At 41.4% G+C, this 20902-nt stretch carries 16 protein-coding genes; 8 read left to right on the top strand and 8 right to left on the bottom strand.

What is annotated here, in order from left to right:
- Positions 1 to 102: 102 nt before the first annotated feature.
- From J3L18_RS10985 to J3L18_RS10975, 3 genes are all read right to left on the bottom strand, one after another.
- Positions 103 to 1077 (bottom strand): YeiH family protein, encoded by a 975-nt coding sequence (locus tag J3L18_RS10985; RefSeq protein WP_091163791.1) that lies wholly within the window; start codon positions 1075 to 1077, stop codon positions 103 to 105.
- 96 nt (positions 1078 to 1173) lie between these two features.
- Positions 1174 to 2028, bottom strand: a complete 855-nt coding sequence (locus tag J3L18_RS10980; protein WP_129567651.1) for a pirin family protein — start codon at positions 2026 to 2028, stop codon at positions 1174 to 1176.
- 76 nt (positions 2029 to 2104) lie between these two features.
- On the bottom strand, positions 2105 to 2794 hold the full coding sequence (locus tag J3L18_RS10975) for a class I SAM-dependent methyltransferase (protein WP_129567650.1): 690 nt from the start codon (positions 2792 to 2794) through the stop codon (positions 2105 to 2107).
- 60 nt (positions 2795 to 2854) lie between these two features.
- Here J3L18_RS10975 and J3L18_RS10970 point away from each other — a divergent pair, with 60 nt between their 5' ends.
- Together J3L18_RS10970 and J3L18_RS10965 are read left to right on the top strand one after the other, a co-directional pair.
- A complete protein-coding gene (locus tag J3L18_RS10970) occupies positions 2855 to 3562 on the top strand; it encodes a DUF92 domain-containing protein (protein WP_129567649.1) in 708 nt (235 codons plus the stop codon).
- A gap of 18 nt (positions 3563 to 3580) precedes the next feature.
- Positions 3581 to 4363, top strand: coding sequence for a M90 family metallopeptidase (locus J3L18_RS10965; RefSeq protein WP_129567648.1), 783 nt, complete (start codon positions 3581 to 3583; stop codon positions 4361 to 4363).
- On the opposite strand, the gene J3L18_RS10960 is transcribed toward J3L18_RS10965, so the two are convergent.
- Entirely contained in the window at positions 4364 to 5173 is an 810-nt protein-coding gene (locus tag J3L18_RS10960) for an MBL fold metallo-hydrolase (protein ID WP_091163804.1), read from the bottom strand.
- A 110-nt stretch (positions 5174 to 5283) separates the two neighbouring features.
- Here J3L18_RS10960 and J3L18_RS10955 point away from each other — a divergent pair, with 110 nt between their 5' ends.
- The gene (locus J3L18_RS10955; protein ID WP_129567647.1) at positions 5284 to 5943 is read left to right on the top strand and encodes a YceH family protein; all 660 of its coding nucleotides are present in this window, start codon (positions 5284 to 5286) and stop codon (positions 5941 to 5943) included.
- 122 nt (positions 5944 to 6065) lie between these two features.
- Here J3L18_RS10955 and J3L18_RS10950 read toward each other — a convergent pair whose 3' ends face one another.
- The 4 genes from J3L18_RS10950 to J3L18_RS10935 all read right to left on the bottom strand — a co-directional run bounded on the left by J3L18_RS10950 (position 6066) and on the right by J3L18_RS10935 (position 10360).
- Positions 6066 to 6596, bottom strand: coding sequence for an NADPH-dependent FMN reductase (locus J3L18_RS10950; RefSeq protein ID WP_129567646.1), 531 nt, complete (start codon positions 6594 to 6596; stop codon positions 6066 to 6068).
- Between the two features lie 110 nt (positions 6597 to 6706).
- Positions 6707 to 7597, bottom strand: a complete 891-nt coding sequence (locus J3L18_RS10945; RefSeq protein WP_311086010.1) for an IS1595 family transposase — start codon at positions 7595 to 7597, stop codon at positions 6707 to 6709.
- 68 nt (positions 7598 to 7665) lie between these two features.
- A complete protein-coding gene (locus tag J3L18_RS10940) occupies positions 7666 to 9012 on the bottom strand; it encodes a sensor histidine kinase (protein ID WP_129571573.1) in 1347 nt (448 codons plus the stop codon).
- Complete coding sequence (locus J3L18_RS10935; protein WP_129571572.1) at positions 9002 to 10360, bottom strand: sigma-54-dependent transcriptional regulator; 1359 nt, start codon at positions 10358 to 10360, stop codon at positions 9002 to 9004. Before J3L18_RS10935 ends, J3L18_RS10940 begins: the two co-directional genes overlap by 11 nt.
- A 512-nt stretch (positions 10361 to 10872) precedes the next feature.
- On the opposite strand from J3L18_RS10935, the gene J3L18_RS10930 reads away from it, so the two are divergent.
- The 5 genes from J3L18_RS10930 to J3L18_RS10910 all read left to right on the top strand — a co-directional run bounded on the left by J3L18_RS10930 (position 10873) and on the right by J3L18_RS10910 (position 20897).
- Complete coding sequence (locus tag J3L18_RS10930; protein ID WP_091163814.1) at positions 10873 to 12129, top strand: efflux RND transporter periplasmic adaptor subunit; 1257 nt, start codon at positions 10873 to 10875, stop codon at positions 12127 to 12129.
- A 131-nt stretch (positions 12130 to 12260) separates the two neighbouring features.
- On the top strand, positions 12261 to 12938 hold the full coding sequence (locus J3L18_RS10925; protein ID WP_090525339.1) for an ABC transporter ATP-binding protein: 678 nt from the start codon (positions 12261 to 12263) through the stop codon (positions 12936 to 12938).
- Positions 12939 to 13390: 452 nt separating this feature from the next.
- Positions 13391 to 15775, top strand: a complete 2385-nt coding sequence (locus J3L18_RS10920) for an ABC transporter permease (RefSeq protein ID WP_129571571.1) — start codon at positions 13391 to 13393, stop codon at positions 15773 to 15775.
- Positions 15776 to 15881: 106 nt separating this feature from the next.
- A complete protein-coding gene (locus J3L18_RS10915; RefSeq protein ID WP_129571570.1) occupies positions 15882 to 18248 on the top strand; it encodes an ABC transporter permease in 2367 nt (788 codons plus the stop codon).
- Positions 18249 to 18506: 258 nt separating this feature from the next.
- Positions 18507 to 20897 carry an ABC transporter permease gene (locus J3L18_RS10910; RefSeq protein WP_129571569.1) on the top strand — a complete coding sequence of 797 codons (2391 nt, stop codon included), beginning with the start codon at positions 18507 to 18509 and terminating at the stop codon, positions 20895 to 20897.
- Positions 20898 to 20902: the final 5 nt, after the last annotated feature.

Raw genomic sequence — 20902 nt, 5'->3', positions numbered from 1 at the left:
GGTGAAGATGTTTTATACAAATGTAAGCAGTAAAAAAGCGTTTGAAGCGAGTTGGAGCAAACGGGAATATTTTATGAACTTTACGTTAAATATTGTTATGCCTTATGCGAGATGAACCACCGCATACAGTGCAGCACCTGATATAGCAATCCAAAGTACCACACCCTGTAAAAGCGGCTTCAGGCCAACAGATGCCAACACTTTGCGTGAAAGGCCCGCACCGATTAAAAATAAGGTAAGGGTTAAGCCTGCTTTTGCTGTAATGATGATGTAGGGGCTCATAAACCTTACAACTGGTAAGTAGGTGTTGGCTATCATAGCCAGTATAAATAAGCCGATAAAATAGGGGATACTCACTTTTTTTGATTTGTTTTTAAACAGGAAGGTAGATAAGAATGCTACCGGGATAATCCATAATGCCCGCGCTAATTTCACTGTTGTCGCTACTTCAAGCGCGTGGGCTCCGTATTTACTTGCTGCACCAACTACCGAACTGGTATCATGTATAGCAATAGCACACCATAACCCAAACTGGGTTTGTGATAAATTCAAATAATGACCAATCACAGGAAAAACAAATAGCGCAATTGAGTTCAGGATAAATACACAGCCCAATGCTACGGAGATCTGCTTTTCTTCAGCTTTGATAACCGGTGATATGGCTGCAATTGCGCTCCCGCCGCAAATAGCCGTTCCTGATGAGATCAAAAATGAAGTCTTTTTCTCGATGTTTAACCATCTCCCCATCAGCGTGCCAAATAGCAGTGTTCCGGTAATGGAGGCGATGGTAAACAAAATCCCTTCCTTGCCTGCCTGTAACGCGCTATGTACATTCATGCCAAAACCTAAACCAACTACTGATATCTGTAATAAAATATGGGTGGCTTTGTGGTTGAGGTGCAAATATGGGTGACCAGAACATTGTGCTACTACCAAGCCTAATAGTAAAGCTACTGCCGGGCTCATAAAAGGCATCAGGCATAATACTATGCAAACTGCAAATATAACTTTGCGGGCATTTTCATTGATGTTTAATAACAGGCCACCGGTATTGTTTAATTGATGTTGGGTATTCATTTTTCCTTTGTTTTAATGATACAAAGGTGTGAGGAATTACTGCCGGTTTTTCATCATAATACGCAATCTGTGATAACCAAAAGTTATTATGGGGTTTTAGTAATTTAATGTGCCGAATACGCCGTTTTGATAATCTGATAATGCCTGCTCAATTTCTTCGGGCGTGTTCATTACAAAATTATCCTTAGCTGATACGGGTTCGTCAATAGGTTTAGCAGAGAGAAATAACACCTGCGAATCTTCGGTAGCTGTCACTGTGATCTCTTCATTATCTTTTTCAAACACAATGAGATTGTGTTGACCGATAGTTTGTTCGTTTACTTTGACGCTGCCATTTATAATATAAAGTAATGCCCAGTAGCCGGATATGGCTTCAAAGTTTGCCTCTTTTCCCGTGGCTATTTTTCCAACTATAGAAATAACCGGGGTGAAGTTTTTGATAGGTCCGGTTTTGCCTTCATAATCTCCGCTGGCCAAACTGAAGTCGAGGCCTTCACCAATAAGTACTTTCGGTAGCTCATTTGCTTTGGCCGACTGATAAAAAGGCTCATCCCACTTTTTAGTTTTGGGCGCATTGATCCAAAGTTGAATAAGTTCCTGAACGCCACCTTTCTGCAGTAATTCGGCAGTGGGGCCTTCGCTGTGCATGATGCCTTTGCCTGCAAACATCCATTGTACATCGCCGGCTTTTATAATCTCATCGTTACCTGTATTATCTTTATGATAGCCTTCGCCCTGTAGCATAATGGTATATGGGCTGAAGCCGCGATGCGGGTGTGGGTGGATGCGCAAAGTTTGGCCGGGTTCTATTACCTCCGGCCCCATGTGGTGTAACACAATAAAGGGGTTTGCAAACCGAAAATCTTTATGAGGTAATGGCTGGCGTACGGTTTCTTCGGCGGTAATTTTCTTTTCACGACCGGCAAGGACATGGATGATGGCTTTTTTCATTGGATAGATGTTGTCGGAATAAAAATAGCTTATTCCGTACGGAATACAACGAGCCAATAAGAAAATTACTGTGGTTTTACCTGCTCAGTGTTAACCGCACTAAGTACTGTTTAAATTCATCCTCCAGTAATACCTCCATATCAAAGCCAGCTTCTGCAACGATGGGCTCAAGTGTTTTTTCATCAACATATAGCCAACGGAACCAGTCGGTTTTTTGGCGATTGTATTCATATTGATAAAGTAGCTCACCGTAATAACCTTTTTCCGGCAGGCTATCTTCATATAAATAAGTGATATCTGATGAATCAAATACGATTTGCCCCCCTGGATTGAGCAGCAGTTTAATGTGTTGTAAAAATACCTTCAGGTTTTCAAGTGTCCCGGTGAGGCCAATCCCGTTCATGAGCAAAAGCAGGGTATCGTATTTGCATTCGTTATAAACAAAAACGTCACCTTTGATTACTTTGTTTACCTTGCGCAGTTTCATTACATCACAGGCTAACGGGGAAATATCAAGCGCGGTGCAATCAAAGCCACGTTGCTGCAATACTAAAGCATGACTGCCCGCTCCTGCGCCAATATCCAGCACGCTTCCGCGGCATTCGTTCATGGCCAGCCATTCTATATCCGGCATGTCATCCTCATCCCTGAAGTAAACATCAATGGGCATCTCCTCTTTAGGTCCATATTGATTATTGATCCAAAGTTTATGGTTAGCTGATTTATGATAATGATCATGTATGGCCTGGCCCAGTATATCTTTCATGTGCCCAAAAGTATGAATTGAAAGTTTAATTTAGCGCCACATTAATCCCTTTGATCGACTATGTGGTTAAGTTATGGTTTGCTGGCACTTATTTTAGTAGCTGGTGTAGCGTACAGTATATCGGCCCGTAAGCTAACTGTTATAGCAGCATTAACCGGTGCCGCAGTTGCCATCCTGGTATTTGCCGGTGCCGGCTTCACAGGTTTAGCCATGATGACTACCTTTTTTATTTTAGGTTCGGCAGCTACCTCGGTACAAAGCAAAACAAAGAAGGATTTAAACGCAGATCAAAAAGGACGGAGAACAGCCGGGCAGGTTTTGGCGAATGCCGGTACGGCTGCCTTATGCGGAATTTTGATCCTCGTTTTTCCGGCCCAAACTCAAGTTTTACAATTGATGATTGCCGCCATCTTCGCTTCGGCAACAGCCGATACATTGTCATCAGAGTTAGGGACGGTTTACGGAAAACGTTTCTTCAATATTATAACCCTAAAGCCGGATTTACGCGGGCTTGATGGGGTGATCAGCTTAGAGGGTACTTTAATTGGCGTAATTGGCTCGGTTATCATTACTGTTGTTTATGCCATAGGAATGGACTGGACAACAAATCTCATCTGGATTATTGTTGCAGGTACACTCGGTAATCTAACAGATTCCGTTTTAGGGGCTGTGTTGGAAAGAAAAAATCTGATCAACAACAATACCGTTAATTTTTTAAATACCCTGATAGCTGCTTTGTTTATGCTGTTGTTGTACTTTGTTTTATAATTTAATCTGTAAATAAAAATGGTTCCTATCCTGATATTGATCGTTGTTGCGTTGGTTGTGTTCGTTTTCCTCAATAAAAAGAAAGTGGTAAATGAAACGCCTGCTGCCACATTGAATTATAAAGCGCTTTTAGAATTGCACATTCCATATTATCAGCACCTTGATGCTGATCGAAAACTGTTGTTTGAAAGAAAGGTTGCCAGACTTTTAGCGGATATTACTATCGAGGGTGTTGGTACAACGGTAAGCGATGCTGATAAAGTAATGATAGCTGCTAGTGCCGTGATCCCGATATTTGGTTTTAACGATTGGAAATACCGTAACCTCACCAATGTGATCCTTTACCCGGATACATTTGATAGCGAGTTTCAGTTTGAAGGCGAAAACAGGAGTATTTTAGGAATGGTAGGCTCAGGATATATGAACGGGCAAATGATCCTGTCGAGAGCGGCGTTGACAAAAGGTTTTAGTAAATCGGCAGGGAAAGAGAACACGGCTATTCATGAGTTTGTACACCTGCTTGATAAGGCCGATGGGGCTACCGACGGTGTGCCGGAAATCCTGCTGGCTCATGAATATATTATGCCATGGCTCAAAATGATCCACCAGGAGATTCACAAAATTGAAGCCGGGCGTTCTGATATCAATCCGTACGCCATCACTAACGAAGCTGAGTTTTTAGCTGTTGTAGCCGAGTACTTTTTTCAAAAGCCAAACGAGTTGAAACATAAACACCCCGAACTTTATGATATGTTAAGCACCGTCTTCTTGCAGGACCTGGCTGATAATGATGTTACCTGATCAAAAGCTAAGGCCAAGCTGCCCTAACGGCTCATGTTGAACAACCGTACTGCTGATATAGTAAACCGGAGTTTCTTCATGTCTTGACGCCACAATAATATTGATCCCATCGGCACAATTGGTAAACAAATCCTCTACCAGCTTGGGGTCGTTGTTGTTTTTGGAAAGATGCGAAAGCAGCAAGTGGGTCATGTGCGGCGGGCGGTGCGTAGTGAATAAACCCAAAGCTTGTTTATTTGATAAATGCCCTTTTCCCCCACGGATGCGTTGTTTTAAATAATAAGGGTAACCGCCTTTATCCAGCATATCATCATCATAATTGGCTTCCAAAAAAGCAGCATGGCACTGGCTAAAGTAGCGGATGAGTTGGTCGCACACTATTCCCAGATCGGTAAACACGCCAACCTTAACATTGCGACAGCTTACAATAAAGCTATGCGGCTCAGACGCATCATGCATTTTGGGGAAGGATGTTACCTCGAGGTCACCAATAACAACTGTTTGAAATGCGCTAAGATGATGGACTTTAAAATGATCAACACCGCTAAGGTGCATCAACGTGCCGGGGGTGATGTAAACCGGCAGCTGATATTTTTTGGCTAATACCGGTATACCACGAATATGATCAGAATGTTCATGCGATACAAAAATGGCTTTTACCTTTTGCATGGACAAGCCCAGCCGGGTCATGCGTTTTTCAGTCTCGCGGCATGAAATGCCCACATCAACCAATATCGCCTCCTGATCGTTCCCTACGTAATAGCAATTGCCATTACTTCCCGAATTTAATGATGTAATGAATAAAGACATTGCAATGCAAAGTAAACTATTTTGGTGTTATTATTTTAATCCTAATGATTTTAGCATTCAGAAAATCAGCATTTTTTTTTGACGCTATAAAAACCTGCTTATATTTAGCCATGGATTCACCGCAAACTTTACCCGTACTTGATGCAGAAGAACTACGTGTGCTTGGTACTTTAATGGAAAAGGCCAAAACCACGCCCGACTATTATCCTATGACCCTTAACGGATTGTTGGCCGCCTGTAACCAGAAAACATCGCGCAAACCTGTTGTTAATTATGATGATGATACGGTTATCAATGCCCTAAATTCCTTGAAAAGGCGCGGTTTGATCTCTACCGCTACCGGTGGTTCTATTCGTAATATTAAATACAAACACAATTTCGCCATAGTTTTCCCGGTAATACCTTCGGAAGTAGCGTTGATATGCCTTTTGATCCTTCGTGGGCCTCAAACGCCAGGTGAATTGAATACTAACAGCGGTCGCATGTACGAATTTGATTCGATAGAAGATGTGCAGGAGATCCTGGATAAACTTGCTGGCGGCGAGACGCCTTACATTGTACAGCTACCCAAACGCCCCGGCCAAAAGGAAGTTAGATACGCGCATCTATTAGGCGGGACGCCCGAATTTAATGATGATGATTTTGCAGATGAGCCAAGTGGTCGCCCATCTTCATCCGCACTGGAAGCCCGTTTGGCTAAAGCAGAACAGGAAATTGCTGAGTTGAAAGAAACTGTGGGAAGGTTGATGAGGGAATTGGGAGTGGAGTAAAAATTATGGTCATGTTTAATTTGTTTCAACACCGCATTTGCTAAGCCGTCTGCTAATCTGGGCGTCTACCTGTCCTGTGGGGTGCTGAAATAAATTCAGCATGCGGTGCAGTTTTTTCATGGCTATATTTCTTTTAAAAATACTTCCATTACATCCCGCAAAGCCCTTTCAGTTTCCTGATCTGTAATATTTCCTTCAGCGTCCATTTTGCTCCTGATAAAAGGAACAAGCAAAGTTGCCCCCTCTGTTACTTTTGCTGAAAGCGCACCAAGTGTCAGCAGCAATGCAGCGTGAGCATGGCTGCCAACTGATGACGCGGTAACTAAAGCTACAGGTTTATCAACCAGCGAACCGCTCGAAACTGTCCAATCTAACATATTCTTAAGCTGCCCGGGAACCCCAAACGTATACTCTGGCGTGCAGATGATAATGCCTGAAGCATCTTTCATCAAGCTTCGCAACTCTGAAACTGATTCTGGTGGATGTTCGTGGTCAAGTCCGGGATCAAATGGAGGTATCTCGGCTAATCTTTCGTATATAGTGTAATTGATATCGGCTGGAACTAATTCACCTAAAAACTTGAGAATATTATGATTGGATGAGCCCGATCTTAAACTGCCGGAAATAGCAAGAATATTGCTTTTGTAAGTCATGGGAAAGATATTATCTAACCAAACTTACGAAGTTTCCAAAACTTCGTAAGTTTTTCAAAAGTCATAAAGATGCAGATCAAAAACTCCCCCCTTAGGAGAGTAATAGCCCATCAAGAGGCAGTAGCCGTTTTGTTAATTAAAAAGTTAAACACCTGGTTATTGCCTCTATTGTTATATTTAAATGTGAACTCATTCAGGTATGATTGCAAATGTCTGAGCGATACTTTATGGTATTGACCATATATCCCCCGTTTTAACAATGTCCAAAAGCCCTCAATCGTATTGGTGTGATACTCTCCCCGGGCATACTCTTCTTTTTCCTTGTTTAATACCTGATGTTCACGGAATATTTTATTTAAACCGGCATATCCACCAAAGCCGTCCGTTACAATAGTAGCATCTGTGCTCACTGATTGTTCAACAATGGGTTTGAGCGTTTTCCCATGTGCCTTATCTATGACCTGAAGCTTTAGACGGCCATCCCGCTCCAATAACCCAATCACGGGCTGTTTATCCTGCATGCCGGTGACCTGCAAATTATTATCGCGCCTTTCCTGCCGCTTTTTCTTTGAGTGATTGGCTTTTTTACCACCTAAATAAGTCTCATCTACCTCAACAATACCCTTAAACAAACCGCCATCCCCGCCGTCCCGCATGGCTTCCCGTATCCGCATCTGCAAATACCAGCCTGTCTTACGATTGCATCCCAGATCCCTGCTTAACTGACGTGCAGATAACCCCTTTTTCGCATTCAGCATTAATGAAATAGCCAAAAACCATTGCGGCAAAGGAAGTTTGGTGCCCTCGAAAACAGTGCCGACCAAAACGCTATAGCTGCGGTTACAGCTATTGCAAATATGCCGTTGGCTTTCCTGGCGCTTGCTGCTCCGTTTGCTGTTGCAATACGGGCATTCTGGCAATCCTTGCCATCTTAATCCTTCAAGATAGTCTATGCAACTGGACTGATCTGGAAAACGCTTAATCGTCTCTATGATATTCATTATCATAAATATACAAATTATTCCTGCCTTTTCATGGGCTATTACTCTTAGGAGGGCCGGGGGGCGATCTATACGAACGACAAGATAAACGCTGATCCTTTACCCTCGGTTGATTGTACCTGGATATTGCCTTTATGAAGCAGCATGATCTGTTTACACAGGCTCAACCCGATACCGCTGCCCGTTTTGCGGGTACTGAAGAAAGGAATGAAAATTTTATCAAGCAGTTCGGGCGGCATGCCTAAGCCGTTATCGATAACTTTTACAAAAGTTTTACCGCCCTGAATTTCGGCTGTGAGTGTGATGCGTGGTTCCTCCCGATCTTTCACCGCTTCAATGGCGTTAACCAGCAGATTGATCATTACCTGCTCAATCAAGTTAATGTCGGCTTCAATGGCAAGTGTCGGATCACGTAGAATGATCTCCAGTTCTATCTTCTTTTTCTCCAGTGTAGGTGTCATCAAGCTGTTGAGGTTTTCAAAGATATTACGCACCATGATCTTGTTCAGATCAAGTTTGGTAATCTTATTGAGGCTGCGGTAGCTTTCGGTAAACTTAAGCAGGCCTTCGCTGCGGCGCTTGATGGTATCGATACCAAGCTCAATGTCTTCCAAATCACTATGAGGCAGGCTTTCGGCAATATCAGGGCTTTGCAGGCGGTTCTTGAGCGTATCCGCGAGAGAAGAAATAGGAGCTACGGAGTTCATGATCTCATGCGTCATTACATTAAGCAATTTCGACCACGCTTTCGACTCCGTTTCATCCAAAGCTTCGTTTACGTTTTGAAAAGCGATGAGTTTGTATAGTTTATCATCACTGCGCATCAGGCTGGCGTTCACCAGTATTTTAACCTGTTGTTGGTTACGGGTTACAGTGATGATCTTACTATCGCCCGGCTTAAGTTTAATCAGTTCGGCATACAATGATGGCTCCCGTTTTTCGAGCGAATGTACAGTCTTAAGATAAGGTACACCTATAATGGTTTTAAAAGCTTCATTGATCCACCCGGTTTCGCCGGTTTCCTCTTCGTAGGATAAAATACCGGTATCAACCAGTTCAAGAATCTTTTGCAGGTAATGATATTGTGTTTCGCGTTCGCGGCTTATTAGTTTGAATGTGGTATTGATGTCGTTAAAGCCTTTACGCAAGGGCTTAAGCTCATTGGGTGCTTTCCGTACATCAAAATGGCGGGAAAAATCACGATAATGGATCGACTCTACAAATTGATTTACTTCGTCTTGTGCTTTTTTCTGAAAACGGATCATATCCACCACCGAGTAAGCAACCAATGGCAACAGGATCACGAGATACAACAGCTGATTAAGGCTTACTATGACAAAAGCCGTGACGGTAAGTACAATCAGCAATAAAAATACACGCAGCAAAAGCCGCCACTCGTAACGGTTAAATATCATATTTGCTTAGTCTTCGGTATAGGGCGGTGCGGGTGAGGCCAAGTTCTTTGGCAGCGCGGGTAATGTTACCATTATGCTTTTCAATAACCCGTAATATAGCGTTCTTTTCAAGGGCGCTTAACGGAATATTGTCAGCATCAACCACGCTTTCTGTCGATGTTTCCAGTATTGAAAAAATCAAATCGTCGGGTCTTAAGGTATTATCATCAGCCATGATCACTGCGCGTTCAATAGTATATTGTAATTCACGCACATTTCCCGGGAAATTGTATGATTTAAGCTTGTTAATAGCTGCGGTATCAAAGTCCATTGATGGCTTGAGATATTTACTTGAGTACAATTTCGCAAAATGACGGGCCAATATTACAATATCCTCATTACGACGGCGCAGCGGTGGCATATTGATCTCGACAGTATTGATACGATAGATCAGATCCTTACGGAACTTGTTTTCGTTTGCCAGTTCGCTCAAAGGTACATTTGTAGCACAAATGAGCCTGATATCCACATCAACTGGTTTGTTGGTGCCCAAACGGGTTACCTGGCGGTTTTGTAAAATGGTAAGCAGCTTGGCTTGTTGCTGCAGACTGATGTTACCAATTTCATCTAAAAATAAAGTACCGCCCTGTGCCTCTTCAAAACGCCCCATACGGTCCTCTCGGGCATCGGTAAAGGCCCCTTTTTTGTGGCCGAAGAGCTCACTTTCAAACAGGGTATCTGTTAACGCGCCGACATCTACTTTAATAAAAGGTTTATCAGCACGGAGCGAGCGTTCGTGGATAGCCTTTGCCATAAGATCTTTACCGGTACCGTTCTCTCCAAGGATCAGGATATTGGCATCGGTAGGGGCTATCTTGTTAACCTTATAAAAAATATCCTGCATCACGTCCGATTCACCAAGGATAGAAGTGTCTCCCGCAGTGCTTTTTACAGGGGTTTTGGTGGTTTTTGTCCCACCTTCTTTTTTATCCAAAAGATCTTTTATAGTGTTTATCAGCTTTTCGTTGTGCCATGGCTTTACCACAAAGTCGTTTGCCCCTTCTTTAAGCGAGCGGACAGCAAGGTCAATATCACCATAAGCCGTTATCATAATAACGCAAACATCAGGCTTCCATTCTTTTACCTTGCGCAGCCAGTAAAGCCCCTCATTGCCCGTATTAATAGCGCTGTTGAAGTTCATGTCAAGCAAAATCAGATCAACCTCGTTACGTTGCAGCAGCCAGTTCAGGTTTTCGGGGTTCTTTTCGGTGATGATTTCACGGGCTTCGGGTTTTAGCAAAAGTTTAACCGCGGTAAGTACATCCGGATCGTCATCAACAATTAAAACGGTGGCTTTTTTAAGTATCATTTATTTTTAGTTAATAGTTCATAGATAATTGTTCATGGTCTTCAAAACGATGCCACATGATCATTTAAGTTCAAAATAAAAATAGCATCTTATTTATTGAGGGTGTCAATTTAATAAAAGTTATAAATTTAAATTAAATTGTATCTCTTTACCGAAGCTGCCTAAATAAACTTTTAGCATTGTTGCCATCAACTATGAACTATACGCTAAAACCTTTTAACTATGAACAATAAATTAAAGACTCGCTAATTATACCACATGTTACAATTTTTGTGCTAAATACCCGCATTTTATGCAGTAATATCATATAAATGCTTCACAATGAAGTGCTAACCTGTATTCGCATATAACAGGCTATTAATACGTGAAAAAACACTGTATCAATACCGTACACCTGATGTAACAGAAGCGTACGCTCAAATATGGTGTTTTGTGTTTAAGTTATTGAAAAACAGTATTTTAATTTGTGGCATATCTTTTTGTTATAACATTCAAAATATTATAGAAATACAGTGGACAGAAAAATTGAGAAAAAGACCTGGAACAGCAAAAAGATACTTACGATTGCAGGTATTACAGGCATTATTTTACTAATAGGCGGCAGTATTTATCTTACATCGGGTAAAAGCAAGCTTGATGTTGATACTGAACGCTTAACTATAAGTACTATTACTAAAGGTCCTTTCCAGGAGTTTATACCGGTTAACGGCGTGGTTATGCCGTTAACTACCATATTTCTTGATGCATCTGAAGGCGGTGTTGTTGAAGAAAAATACGTTGAAGACGGAGCCAATCTTAAAAAAGGCGACCGGATTTTGAGAATGTCTAATACCGATCTTGAGCTTACTTTAGCTAACCAAGAAACCGCAGTTTATGCCGAGCAAACCCAAATGCAGATCTCCCATAACAATGCACAGCAAAACACTATCAGCAAGCTAAATACCATGGCCGATGTGGAGAATGCATATAAAGAGGCTGAAAGGATTTATAAGTTAGACAAACATTTATATGATCAGAAAGCCATCGGCCTGCAGGAATATCAATCAGCCAAAAATACTTATGATTACCAGGTAAATCGTTACAAATTGGCTAAACAGATTCTTAGGCAGGATACAGCGTTGGTTAAGCAACAGGCTTCGCAATCACAGGAACAATACGCCCACATGAAAACTACGCTTGAACTGATGCGAAAAAAAGTGGCCGGTTTAGTATTGGTGGCGCCTACCGATGGCCAGTTAACCTCAATGGATGCCGAAGTAGGTCAGAGCAAAAATAAGGGCGAGCATTTAGGGCAGATAGACGTACAATCGGGCTTTAAAGTTAGGGTTGATATTGATGAGCACTATCTGTCGCGTATTTACACAGGCCTGAAGGGCGATTTTCAGTTTGCCGATCAAACATATAACCTGGTTATAAAAAAGGTATATACCCAGGTTAAAACAACAGGTAGTTTCCAGGTGGATATGCAATTTGTTGGTAAAGTGCCTACAGGGATCCGTAAAGGCCAAACACTGCAGGTGAGGTTGGCGCTCAGCGATCAGATGCAGGCGGTATTGGTACCTAAAGGCGGTTTCTTCCAGCAAACAGGGGGTAACTGGATCTTTAAGGTAAGTGAAGATGGTTCAAAGGCATACAGGGTAAACATCCAGCTTGGACGCCAGAGCCCTGATTATTTCGTGGTAACAGAAGGCTTAAATCCGGGTGATAAGGTTATTACCTCAAGTTATGAAACCTATGGTGATATTCAGGAGCTTGTGCTAAAAAAATAACGTAACAAAGCTGCAACGCCTGGCACTGTTTAAGCGTCATTATAATATATAACAGAGATAATTAATAAATTTAAATAAACAAAAAATCAAATCATATCGCCATAAAGGCGGGATGAACAACGGAGGCACCAATGATAAAAATTTCTAATCTTGAGAAATTCTACCGTACCGAAGAGGTAGAGACCATCGCATTAAACAAGCTGTCGATGGAAGTGGCTACAGGCGAGTTTGTAGCCATTATGGGCCCGTCGGGCTGCGGTAAATCAACCCTGCTTAATATTTTAGGAATGCTTGATGACCCGGATGCCGGCAGCTATGTTTTTAATGAAATTGAAGTAGCGCATTTTAATGAGCGTAAACGCGCCGATCTGCGTAAACACAACATTGGCTTCGTTTTCCAGAGCTTTAACCTTATTGATGAGCTTACCGTATTTGAAAACGTTGAATTGCCATTGATCTACACCGGCGTAGCTGCTTCAGAGCGTGTTAAAAGGGTGGAAGAGGTGTTAGACAAAATGCAGATCATGCACCGTCGTAACCACTATCCGCAGCAGTTATCAGGTGGTCAGCAACAGCGTGTAGCTATTGCACGCGCAGTTGTTAATAAACCAAAACTGATCCTTGCGGATGAGCCTACCGGTAACCTGGATAGCAGCAATGGTAATGATGTGATGGAACTACTTACCGACTTAAATGAACAGGGAACTACCATTATCATGGTTACCCACTCTGAACATGACGCCCGGTACAGTCACCGCATTATACGCCTGCTTGACGGACAAACGGTTATGGAAAATATCATGGTATAGTTTGTTGAGTTCATAGTTGATAGTTTTATAGCTCGTGGTAAGAAAAGAACTTCCGGCTTAAACCTAACGACTTTTGACTTAGACCAACGCTCCCGAAATCAGTTTATAGATAAGTTAATAATTGCCTCTGCTGCCCTTCTCCGCATTTGTAGAGAAGGGCATGTTAGAGAGTTTTTTTTATTTAGATCTATTCCTATGTTTAAAAACTATCTGAAAACCGCATGGCAAAATTTAGTTAACCCCAAGCTTTAGCGCCTTAAATATTGTTGGCTTTATTGTTATCATGGCTTTTTATCATTAGCTGTCGGGCGGTGAAAGCTGCGTTAACCTAGTGAAGAGCCTACGTTCTGAATAGCTTGGTCACTTGTTCATAAGTGAGGTGAGTAAAGCTGATGAATCACTTGGATAAGCAAATAAGTGCCAATAAATGATTAAACTAATAAACTAACCCAATGATAAGAAACTACATCAAAATTGCGTGCAGGAGCCTATGGCGGCATAAAGGATTTTCGATAATTAATATTATTGGGCTGGCAATAGGTTTGGCGGCCTGTTTTCTAATTTACATAGATATAAGGTTTGAGCTCAGTTATGATACGTTTAACGAAAAGTTCGATCGCATTTATCGCGTCGCAGTTGATGTAGTACATCCTAATTCAACTATAAAAACATCGGCAGCATTTGTACAAATTGGTCCATCCTTACAAGAAGATTTTCCCGAAGTACAAGAAAATGCCAGGACACTCGGGGCAAGATTTTTGGTACAATATGGCGGCGCAAAATTTCAGGAAGAAAACCTCATATATGCAGATGCTTCATTGTTTACGGTGTTTACTTTACCAGTCATAAAAGGCGATGTGAAAAAAGGTTTTGAGGCACCGTTCAGGGTTGTAATGACACAAACTATGGCCAAAAAATATTTTGGCGGTGTTGACCCTGTTGGTAAGACCCTGACACTCGATAGCAAATACCCCGCTTTGGTTACAGCAGTTATAAAAGATGTACCTGCAAACTCACATTTTAAATTTGATATGGCTGTTTCTTATGCCACATTTTTGAAATTTCGTCCGGATGTATTGGCAAATTGGGCGGCTATTTGTGGACACACTTATGTGGTATTGCCCAAAGGGTATAATTCGCAAAGCTTAGAGAGCCAAATGGCGGCTTTTGCAAACAGGCATTATACCGCAGCTGATAAACAGGAAGGTGTAAATTATGATTATCACTTTGTGCCTTTGAAAGATATTTACATGGATACCACCAGGGGAGGTCCGGAATTTGGTGATCTGCACAATATGCGAATTTTCTCAGCCATTGCTATTGTTATTCTTCTTATTGCATGTATTAACTTTATAAATTTAACCACAGCAAGGGCAGCCGAACGGGCAAAAGAAGTTGGGATTCGCAAGGTAATTGGAGCAGCGAGAAAGCAGTTGATCATCCAGTTCTTATCCGAAACGGTTATTATATGTCTATTTGCCTTTTTACTTACAATATTGCTAAGTAATTTGTTATTGCCGTTTTATAATCAGTTATCGGGCAAAATAACAAATACAACCATTTTTGTTCATGGTTATGTGTTTGATCTCTTTTTGTTGTCATTAAGCATCGGTGCTGTAGCTGGTTTGTATCCCGCCTTTGTTCTTTCCGGGTTTAAACCAATAGCTACGCTAAGTGGCGGGCTTAGTAAATCTTTTAAAGGAATTATAGTACGGAAATCACTTGTAGTCGTACAGTTTACCGTATCCATAATTCTGATTGTTGGCACCATTGTGGTTTATACACAACTAAATTATATGCGCAATCAGCCACTTGGTTTTCAAAAAAAACAAATGCTCGCCATTGATTTTTTCTCAGATACCGCTGTACAGCGTCGAGTTGAATTAATAAAGAATGAATTAAAAAAAATCCCCAATGTAGTTTCCGTAACAGCGTCAAGAAGTTTGCCCGGTTTTGGTAACGGAAATAGCGATTCAGAGATAGAGAACCACACAGGTGCTATGCAGCAAATGCTTATTGATGCGTATTATGTTGACTATGATTTTATTCCGCAGTTTGAAATGAAAGTAGCGGCTGGCAGAATATTTTCGAAATCGTTTGGCACTGATACCTCTAAAGCTTTTTTAATTAATGAAGCAGCAGCCAAAAGCCTTGGCTACAGTAGCCCCTCCGAGGCGGTAGGACGTAAGCTTTCACAATGGGGGCGAACAGGAAAGATCATCGGCGTTTTAAAAGATTTTCATTTTCAAGCGCTGCAGGAGCCTGTTAAGCCGTTAAGTATAAGTGTCGATCCCGATTTTAACAGGATGCTCACGCTTAAAATCTTAGCAAAAAATATTCCTGCAACGATAGCCGCTATTCAAAACAGGTGGAAAACCCTTGTGCCCGAACGGCAATTCAATTACGCTTTTGTTGACGAGACTTTTAATGCCCAATATGCTGAGCAAATAAATTTTGGTAAACTGTTCATGTATTTTGCTGTGTTAGCTATAATTATTTCCTGTATGGGCTTATTTGGTTTAGCATCATACAGCACCATACAGCGTACCCGCGAAATAGGTATCCGTAAAGTATTAGGAGCTTCTGTATCGGGTATAGTAAATATGCTATCAGCCGAGTTTTTGAAGCTTGTTATACTGTCGTCATTAATTGCATTTCCGTTAGCATGGTTAACCATGCACAGATGGCTGCAGGATTTTGCTTATCGTATTGCGATAGGATGGTGGGTTTTTGCGTTAGCAGGGGTGGTAGCGCTTGTTATAGCCTTCGCTACGGTAAGTTTTCAGGCCATTAAAGCAGCTTTGACTAACCCTGTTAAGAGTTTACGATCTGAATAATTATCATTAAGTCATCAGTTGCTCTCCATTAAGTTATTTTGAATGGCTAATTGTGCAAGCGACAGGCAATGACTTAATGACCCAATGACTTTAACGAACTAAAGATATGTTTAAGAACTATTTAAAAATCGCATGGCGGAGTTTGATTAAAAACAAACTTTATTCGGCCATTAACATTGGAGGTTTGGGTGTAGGTATGGCAGTGAGCTTTATGTTGCTGTTATATGTTTATAATGAATTTACTTATGACGGATTTCATGAAAATAAGGATAGGCTGTATAAGGTAATGCGTAACCAGCCTTCAAGTGGCGAAATAAACACAGGGGATGCCACGCCCGTGCAGATTGCTGCCGCGCTGCAAAAAGACTATCCGGAGGTTGAGTATGCAGCCCGTGCAAACTGGTCATATGATCAACTGTTTAATTACAACAACAAACCGTTAAAAGTTAATACCATTGCAGCCGACGAGTCATTTCTGAACATGTTTACACTTGATTTTGTGAAGGGTAACAAAAAAGATGCTTTCAGGGATATGTCGTCAGTTATCATGTCCGAATCGGCAGTGAAGGCCGTTTTTGGCGATGTCGATCCTATAGGTAAAACTGTTAAGTTAAATGGTTCGCGGCTGGTAAAAGTGAGTGCTGTTTACAAAGATCTGCCCCGAAATTCTACGTTCAGGTTTAATGCACTAATTCCATGGAAACTTTATGAAGCTGATAATGGCTGGGTGAAAACATCGGGCTGGGGTAATTATTCGTTCAAAACTTATGTTATGCTTAAGCCCGGCGTTAATGTAGATAAGCTTAATCTGGAAATCAAAAAGTTAATTGGTCGCTATGACGATCATAATAAAGAAAATCAGTTATTCTTGTTTCCATTTGCCAAATGGCACCTGCACAGCGAGTTCAAAAATGGAGTGAATACAGGTGGCGCAATCGAATACGTGCGTTTATTCCTGTTTCTTGCAATAGGTATTTTGCTTATTGCCTGTATCAACTTTATGAACCTTTCTACTGCACGGTCTGAGCGCCGTTCCCGCGAGGTTGGGATCCGTAAAGTTGTAGGTGCGCGGAGAATAGCCATTGTCCAGCAGTTTTTAGGCGAATCAATCCTCACCGCTATAATTTCGCTTGTTGTTGCACTGGTAATAATAGCATCAACGCTTGGTTATTTTAACGAAATCATACATAAGCAACTGACAATTCCTTATAACAATGCGTCGGCATGGGGTACCGCTATATTAGTAACGCTGATAACTGGTTTATTGGCAGGTAGTTACCCGGCTTTGTTTTTGTCGTCGTTTAAACCGGTAAAAGTTTTAAAGGGCACTAACAAAACGGGTAGAAAAACGCTGCACTCAAGACAGGTATTAGTTATCGTACAATTTGTATTTGCTACATGTCTTATACTTTCAAGTATCCTGATTTATAAACAGATCAACTACATTAAAGACCGCCCGGTAGGTTATTCACAAAACGGACTTATCGAGATCTCATTAGATGGCAATTTATATAAAGAATATGAAAACTTCAGAACGGATATAATTAACGCGGGAGCCGCTGTGGATGCTGCAGAAACATCGGGCAGTATAGCCAGTAATGGCAGCAGCAGTTGGGGTATTAACTGGCCCGGACAGCTACCTGGCGAGGATAAAATACCTATCGACCAGATTGTTACTTCATTTCATTTTATTTCAACTTATAAGCTTGAATTGATAAAAGGGCGTGATTATATACCAGGTCGCATGGCCGACTCATTGTCGCTCATTATGAACGAATCGGCTGTTAAACTAATGCGCTTAAAAGATCCGCTTGGGCAGATAGTGAAATGGCAGGGTCGTAATTGTACTGTGGTTGGTATTGTTAAAGATTTTGTTTGGGGATCGCCATATGAACCTGTGAAGCCTGCCATTATTGGTTTTGATAAAGGTTGGGCAGGTCAGCTTGGTATTCGTTTAAATCCGAATGCTCCTGTATCAAAAAGCCTTGCTACAATTGGCGACATTTACAAAAAATATAACCCCGAATATCCTTTTGAATACAAGTTTGTTGACGAAAACTTCAGCGGCAAATTTGAAAATGAAAAGCTCTTGGGTACGTTGTCGAGTTCGTTTACTGTGTTGGCCATTATTATATCCTGTCTCGGCTTGTTTGGTTTAGCTTCGTTCTCGGCCGAGCAGCGTAAAAAGGAAATCAGTATCCGTAAAGTATTAGGCGCAAGCATCAGTAGTTTGTGGTTCAACCTGTCGAAAGAGTTTTTAATACTCGTGGTTATTTCATTTATTATTGGTTCGGCCCTGAGCTGGTACAACATGAGCAAATGGTTACAGCATTATACCTACCGTACAGATATAAGCGCCTGGGTATTTATTGCCACTATAGGGATCAGTATGGTAGTTTGCCTGCTTACGGTAAGCTGGCAGGCTATCAAAGCGGCGTTGAGCAATCCTGTTAAGAGCCTAAAAAATGAATAAATCTGCATTGGGTCACTGAGGCATTAAGCATTGAATGCTGACTAATGACTTAATAATATAAAGTCTAAAGTCTAAAGTAAAGAATAACTTTTGATTCTCTACTTTAGACTTCTGACTTAAGCAAACGTTCACATTCGCACTGTAAGTGTTCCATTACCGAACGGTTTTATATTGATTGTATTTTGTTAATTAATTGATATTTAATTAATTGTGTAATTGGTATAGGTTTTAATATTTTAGTGGTATAAACCATTTGCCATGTTACGTAATTACATCAAAATAGCCTGGAGAAACCTCATCAAACACAAGGTTTTTTCGTTTATCAATATCTTCGGTTTAGCTACAGGTATTGCTGCTTTTTGGCTCATTAGCCTTTATGTGGTTGATGAATGGAGTTACGATCGTTATAACCTTAAAGCTGACCGGATTTTTCGTGTTGTTCAACATGGTACATGGAATGGCGGTAAATTCAATCTTGCAGTTACTTCGCCGCCGTATGCCCCCGCTTTAAAAAACGACTATGCCGAAGTAGAGGACGCTATTCGCATTGATGCCGAAGGCGGTGGCAGGATCACTTATGGCGAAAAGCAGATTAACGAGGGCGCGATGTTGTTTACAGATAAAGGCTTCTTTAATCTTTTTACCCATCACTTTTTATCCGGCGATCCAAATACCGCTTTGACCAGGCCGCAAAGCATTGTACTTACTAAAACCCTTGCCGAAAAAATATTCGGTAACGCTGCGGATGCCCTGGATAAAACAATACTCATCGAAAATAACCCAAGTACAGTTACCGGTGTAATTGATGATGTACCTGCAAATTCACATTTCGGTTTCAGTGCCCTTCGCTCATTACCTGAGGGATATACCGATGGCTGGGCTAATTCGCATATCTACACTTACGTATTGCTGAAAAACCATGATGATTTTAAAAAAATTCAGGCTGGCTCCGATGTGTTTTTTAATAAATACCTGAAAGGAACGCTTGGTGCTATGCAATACAGTATGGAACTGCAGCCACTTACATCTATCCATCTTAACTCCAATCTTGATTATGAGTTGGGCAGCAACGGTAATATCACTTACGTATATGTATTTAGTATTGTTGCATTGCTGATATTGGCTATAGCCGTTATTAATTATGTAAACCTTACCACAGCACGTTCATCCATAAGGATCAGGGAGATAGGTGTGCGCAAGATAATTGGCTCCAGCAAAAAACAGCTGATCATCATGTTTTTTGCCGAATCAGTTTTGTTTACTTTGATTGCAGCTGTAATAGCATCTGTAATGGTGCAGTTCTTATCACCTTATTTCAATATGCTCTCTGGTAAAAACCTTATACTCTTACAGTTTGGATTTAGCAAAACGGTTATCCTATTCGGTCTATTTGCGTTTGCTACCGGTATTTTAAGCGGTTTATATCCCGCATTGTTCTTATCGGGGTTCCGCACTATTGCTGCTATGAAAGGACAAATAGGCAGTCAGGCCGCTACTATCATGTTCAGAAAATCATTGGTAGTATTTCAGTTTGTTATTACCATTGTTATGATAGCCGGTTCGTGCATTATTTACAGGCAGCTACATTATGTGATGAACAAGGACCTTGGCTTTAATAAAGCCCAAACGCTTACCTTTCATATCAGCGACAAATCGGCACGGACAAAAATTGCCGCTATTAAAAGTCAGCTATTGCAAAATCCGGCTGTCGAGGCTGTGGGTATAGCCGGCAATCCAATTGGCAATAATGATATCGGTTCAAGTAATTTCAATATCGGCGCTGATGGGAAAGCCAATTCCGATTCAAAAATGGTGGAGAACCTTATAATCGATGAGGATTTCATCCCAACCCTGCAGGTGAAACTGGCCAAAGGGCGCAATTTTTCATCGGAGATGAGCACCGACCGGCTTGAATCCATTATTGTAAACCAAACGCTGGTTAACGAAATGGGCTGGAAGGATGCCATCGGTCGCTCGGTAAGGGTTGGGGTAGACGATAAGGGCAATGTGATCAGCCGGAAAATAATTGGTGTAGTTAAAGATTTTAACACTTATTCGTTGCAGCACAAAGTTGCGCCAATGATGTTGTACCTGCCCTTTACTGCCAACGACGAGGATAATATGTATATCCGGATTGGTAAAAACAACATTCCTTCGACCCTCGACTATATCAGCAAAGTTTACGGCCGTTTTGATATCGAAAACAAGGTTGAGTTTCATTTCCTCGATCAGAACTTTGCCAAACAATACCAATCCGAACAAAAGCAGGGCAACATCCTGCTCATATTCACCATATTGGCTATCAGTATAGCTTGCCTTGGCTTGTTTGGCCTTGTCACTTTTACTGCCGAGCAACGGGTAAAAGAAATTGGCATCAGGAAAGTTTTGGGAGCAAGTGTAACCTCTATAGTTACACTGTTGTCAAAAGATTTAATGAAGCTGGTGCTAATAGCCACGCTGATAGCATCGCCGCTGGCTTGGTATGGCATGAGCAAATGGCTACAAAGTTTCGCTTACCGGGTTGATATTAACTGGTGGATCTTCGCGGTAGCGGGTATCCTGGCTGTGATCATCGCTTTCATAACAGTAAGTGTACAATCGGTAAGGGCAGCAAATGCTAATCCAGCTAAAAGCCTTAAAAACGAATAAACCTC

This window comes from Mucilaginibacter gossypii (genome assembly GCF_017569325.2).
Taxonomy (GTDB): Bacteria; Bacteroidota; Bacteroidia; order Sphingobacteriales; family Sphingobacteriaceae; genus Mucilaginibacter; species Mucilaginibacter gossypii.
Note: the sequence above shows the minus strand (reverse complement) of the source record. Positions and strands in the feature narration are given on the sequence as shown.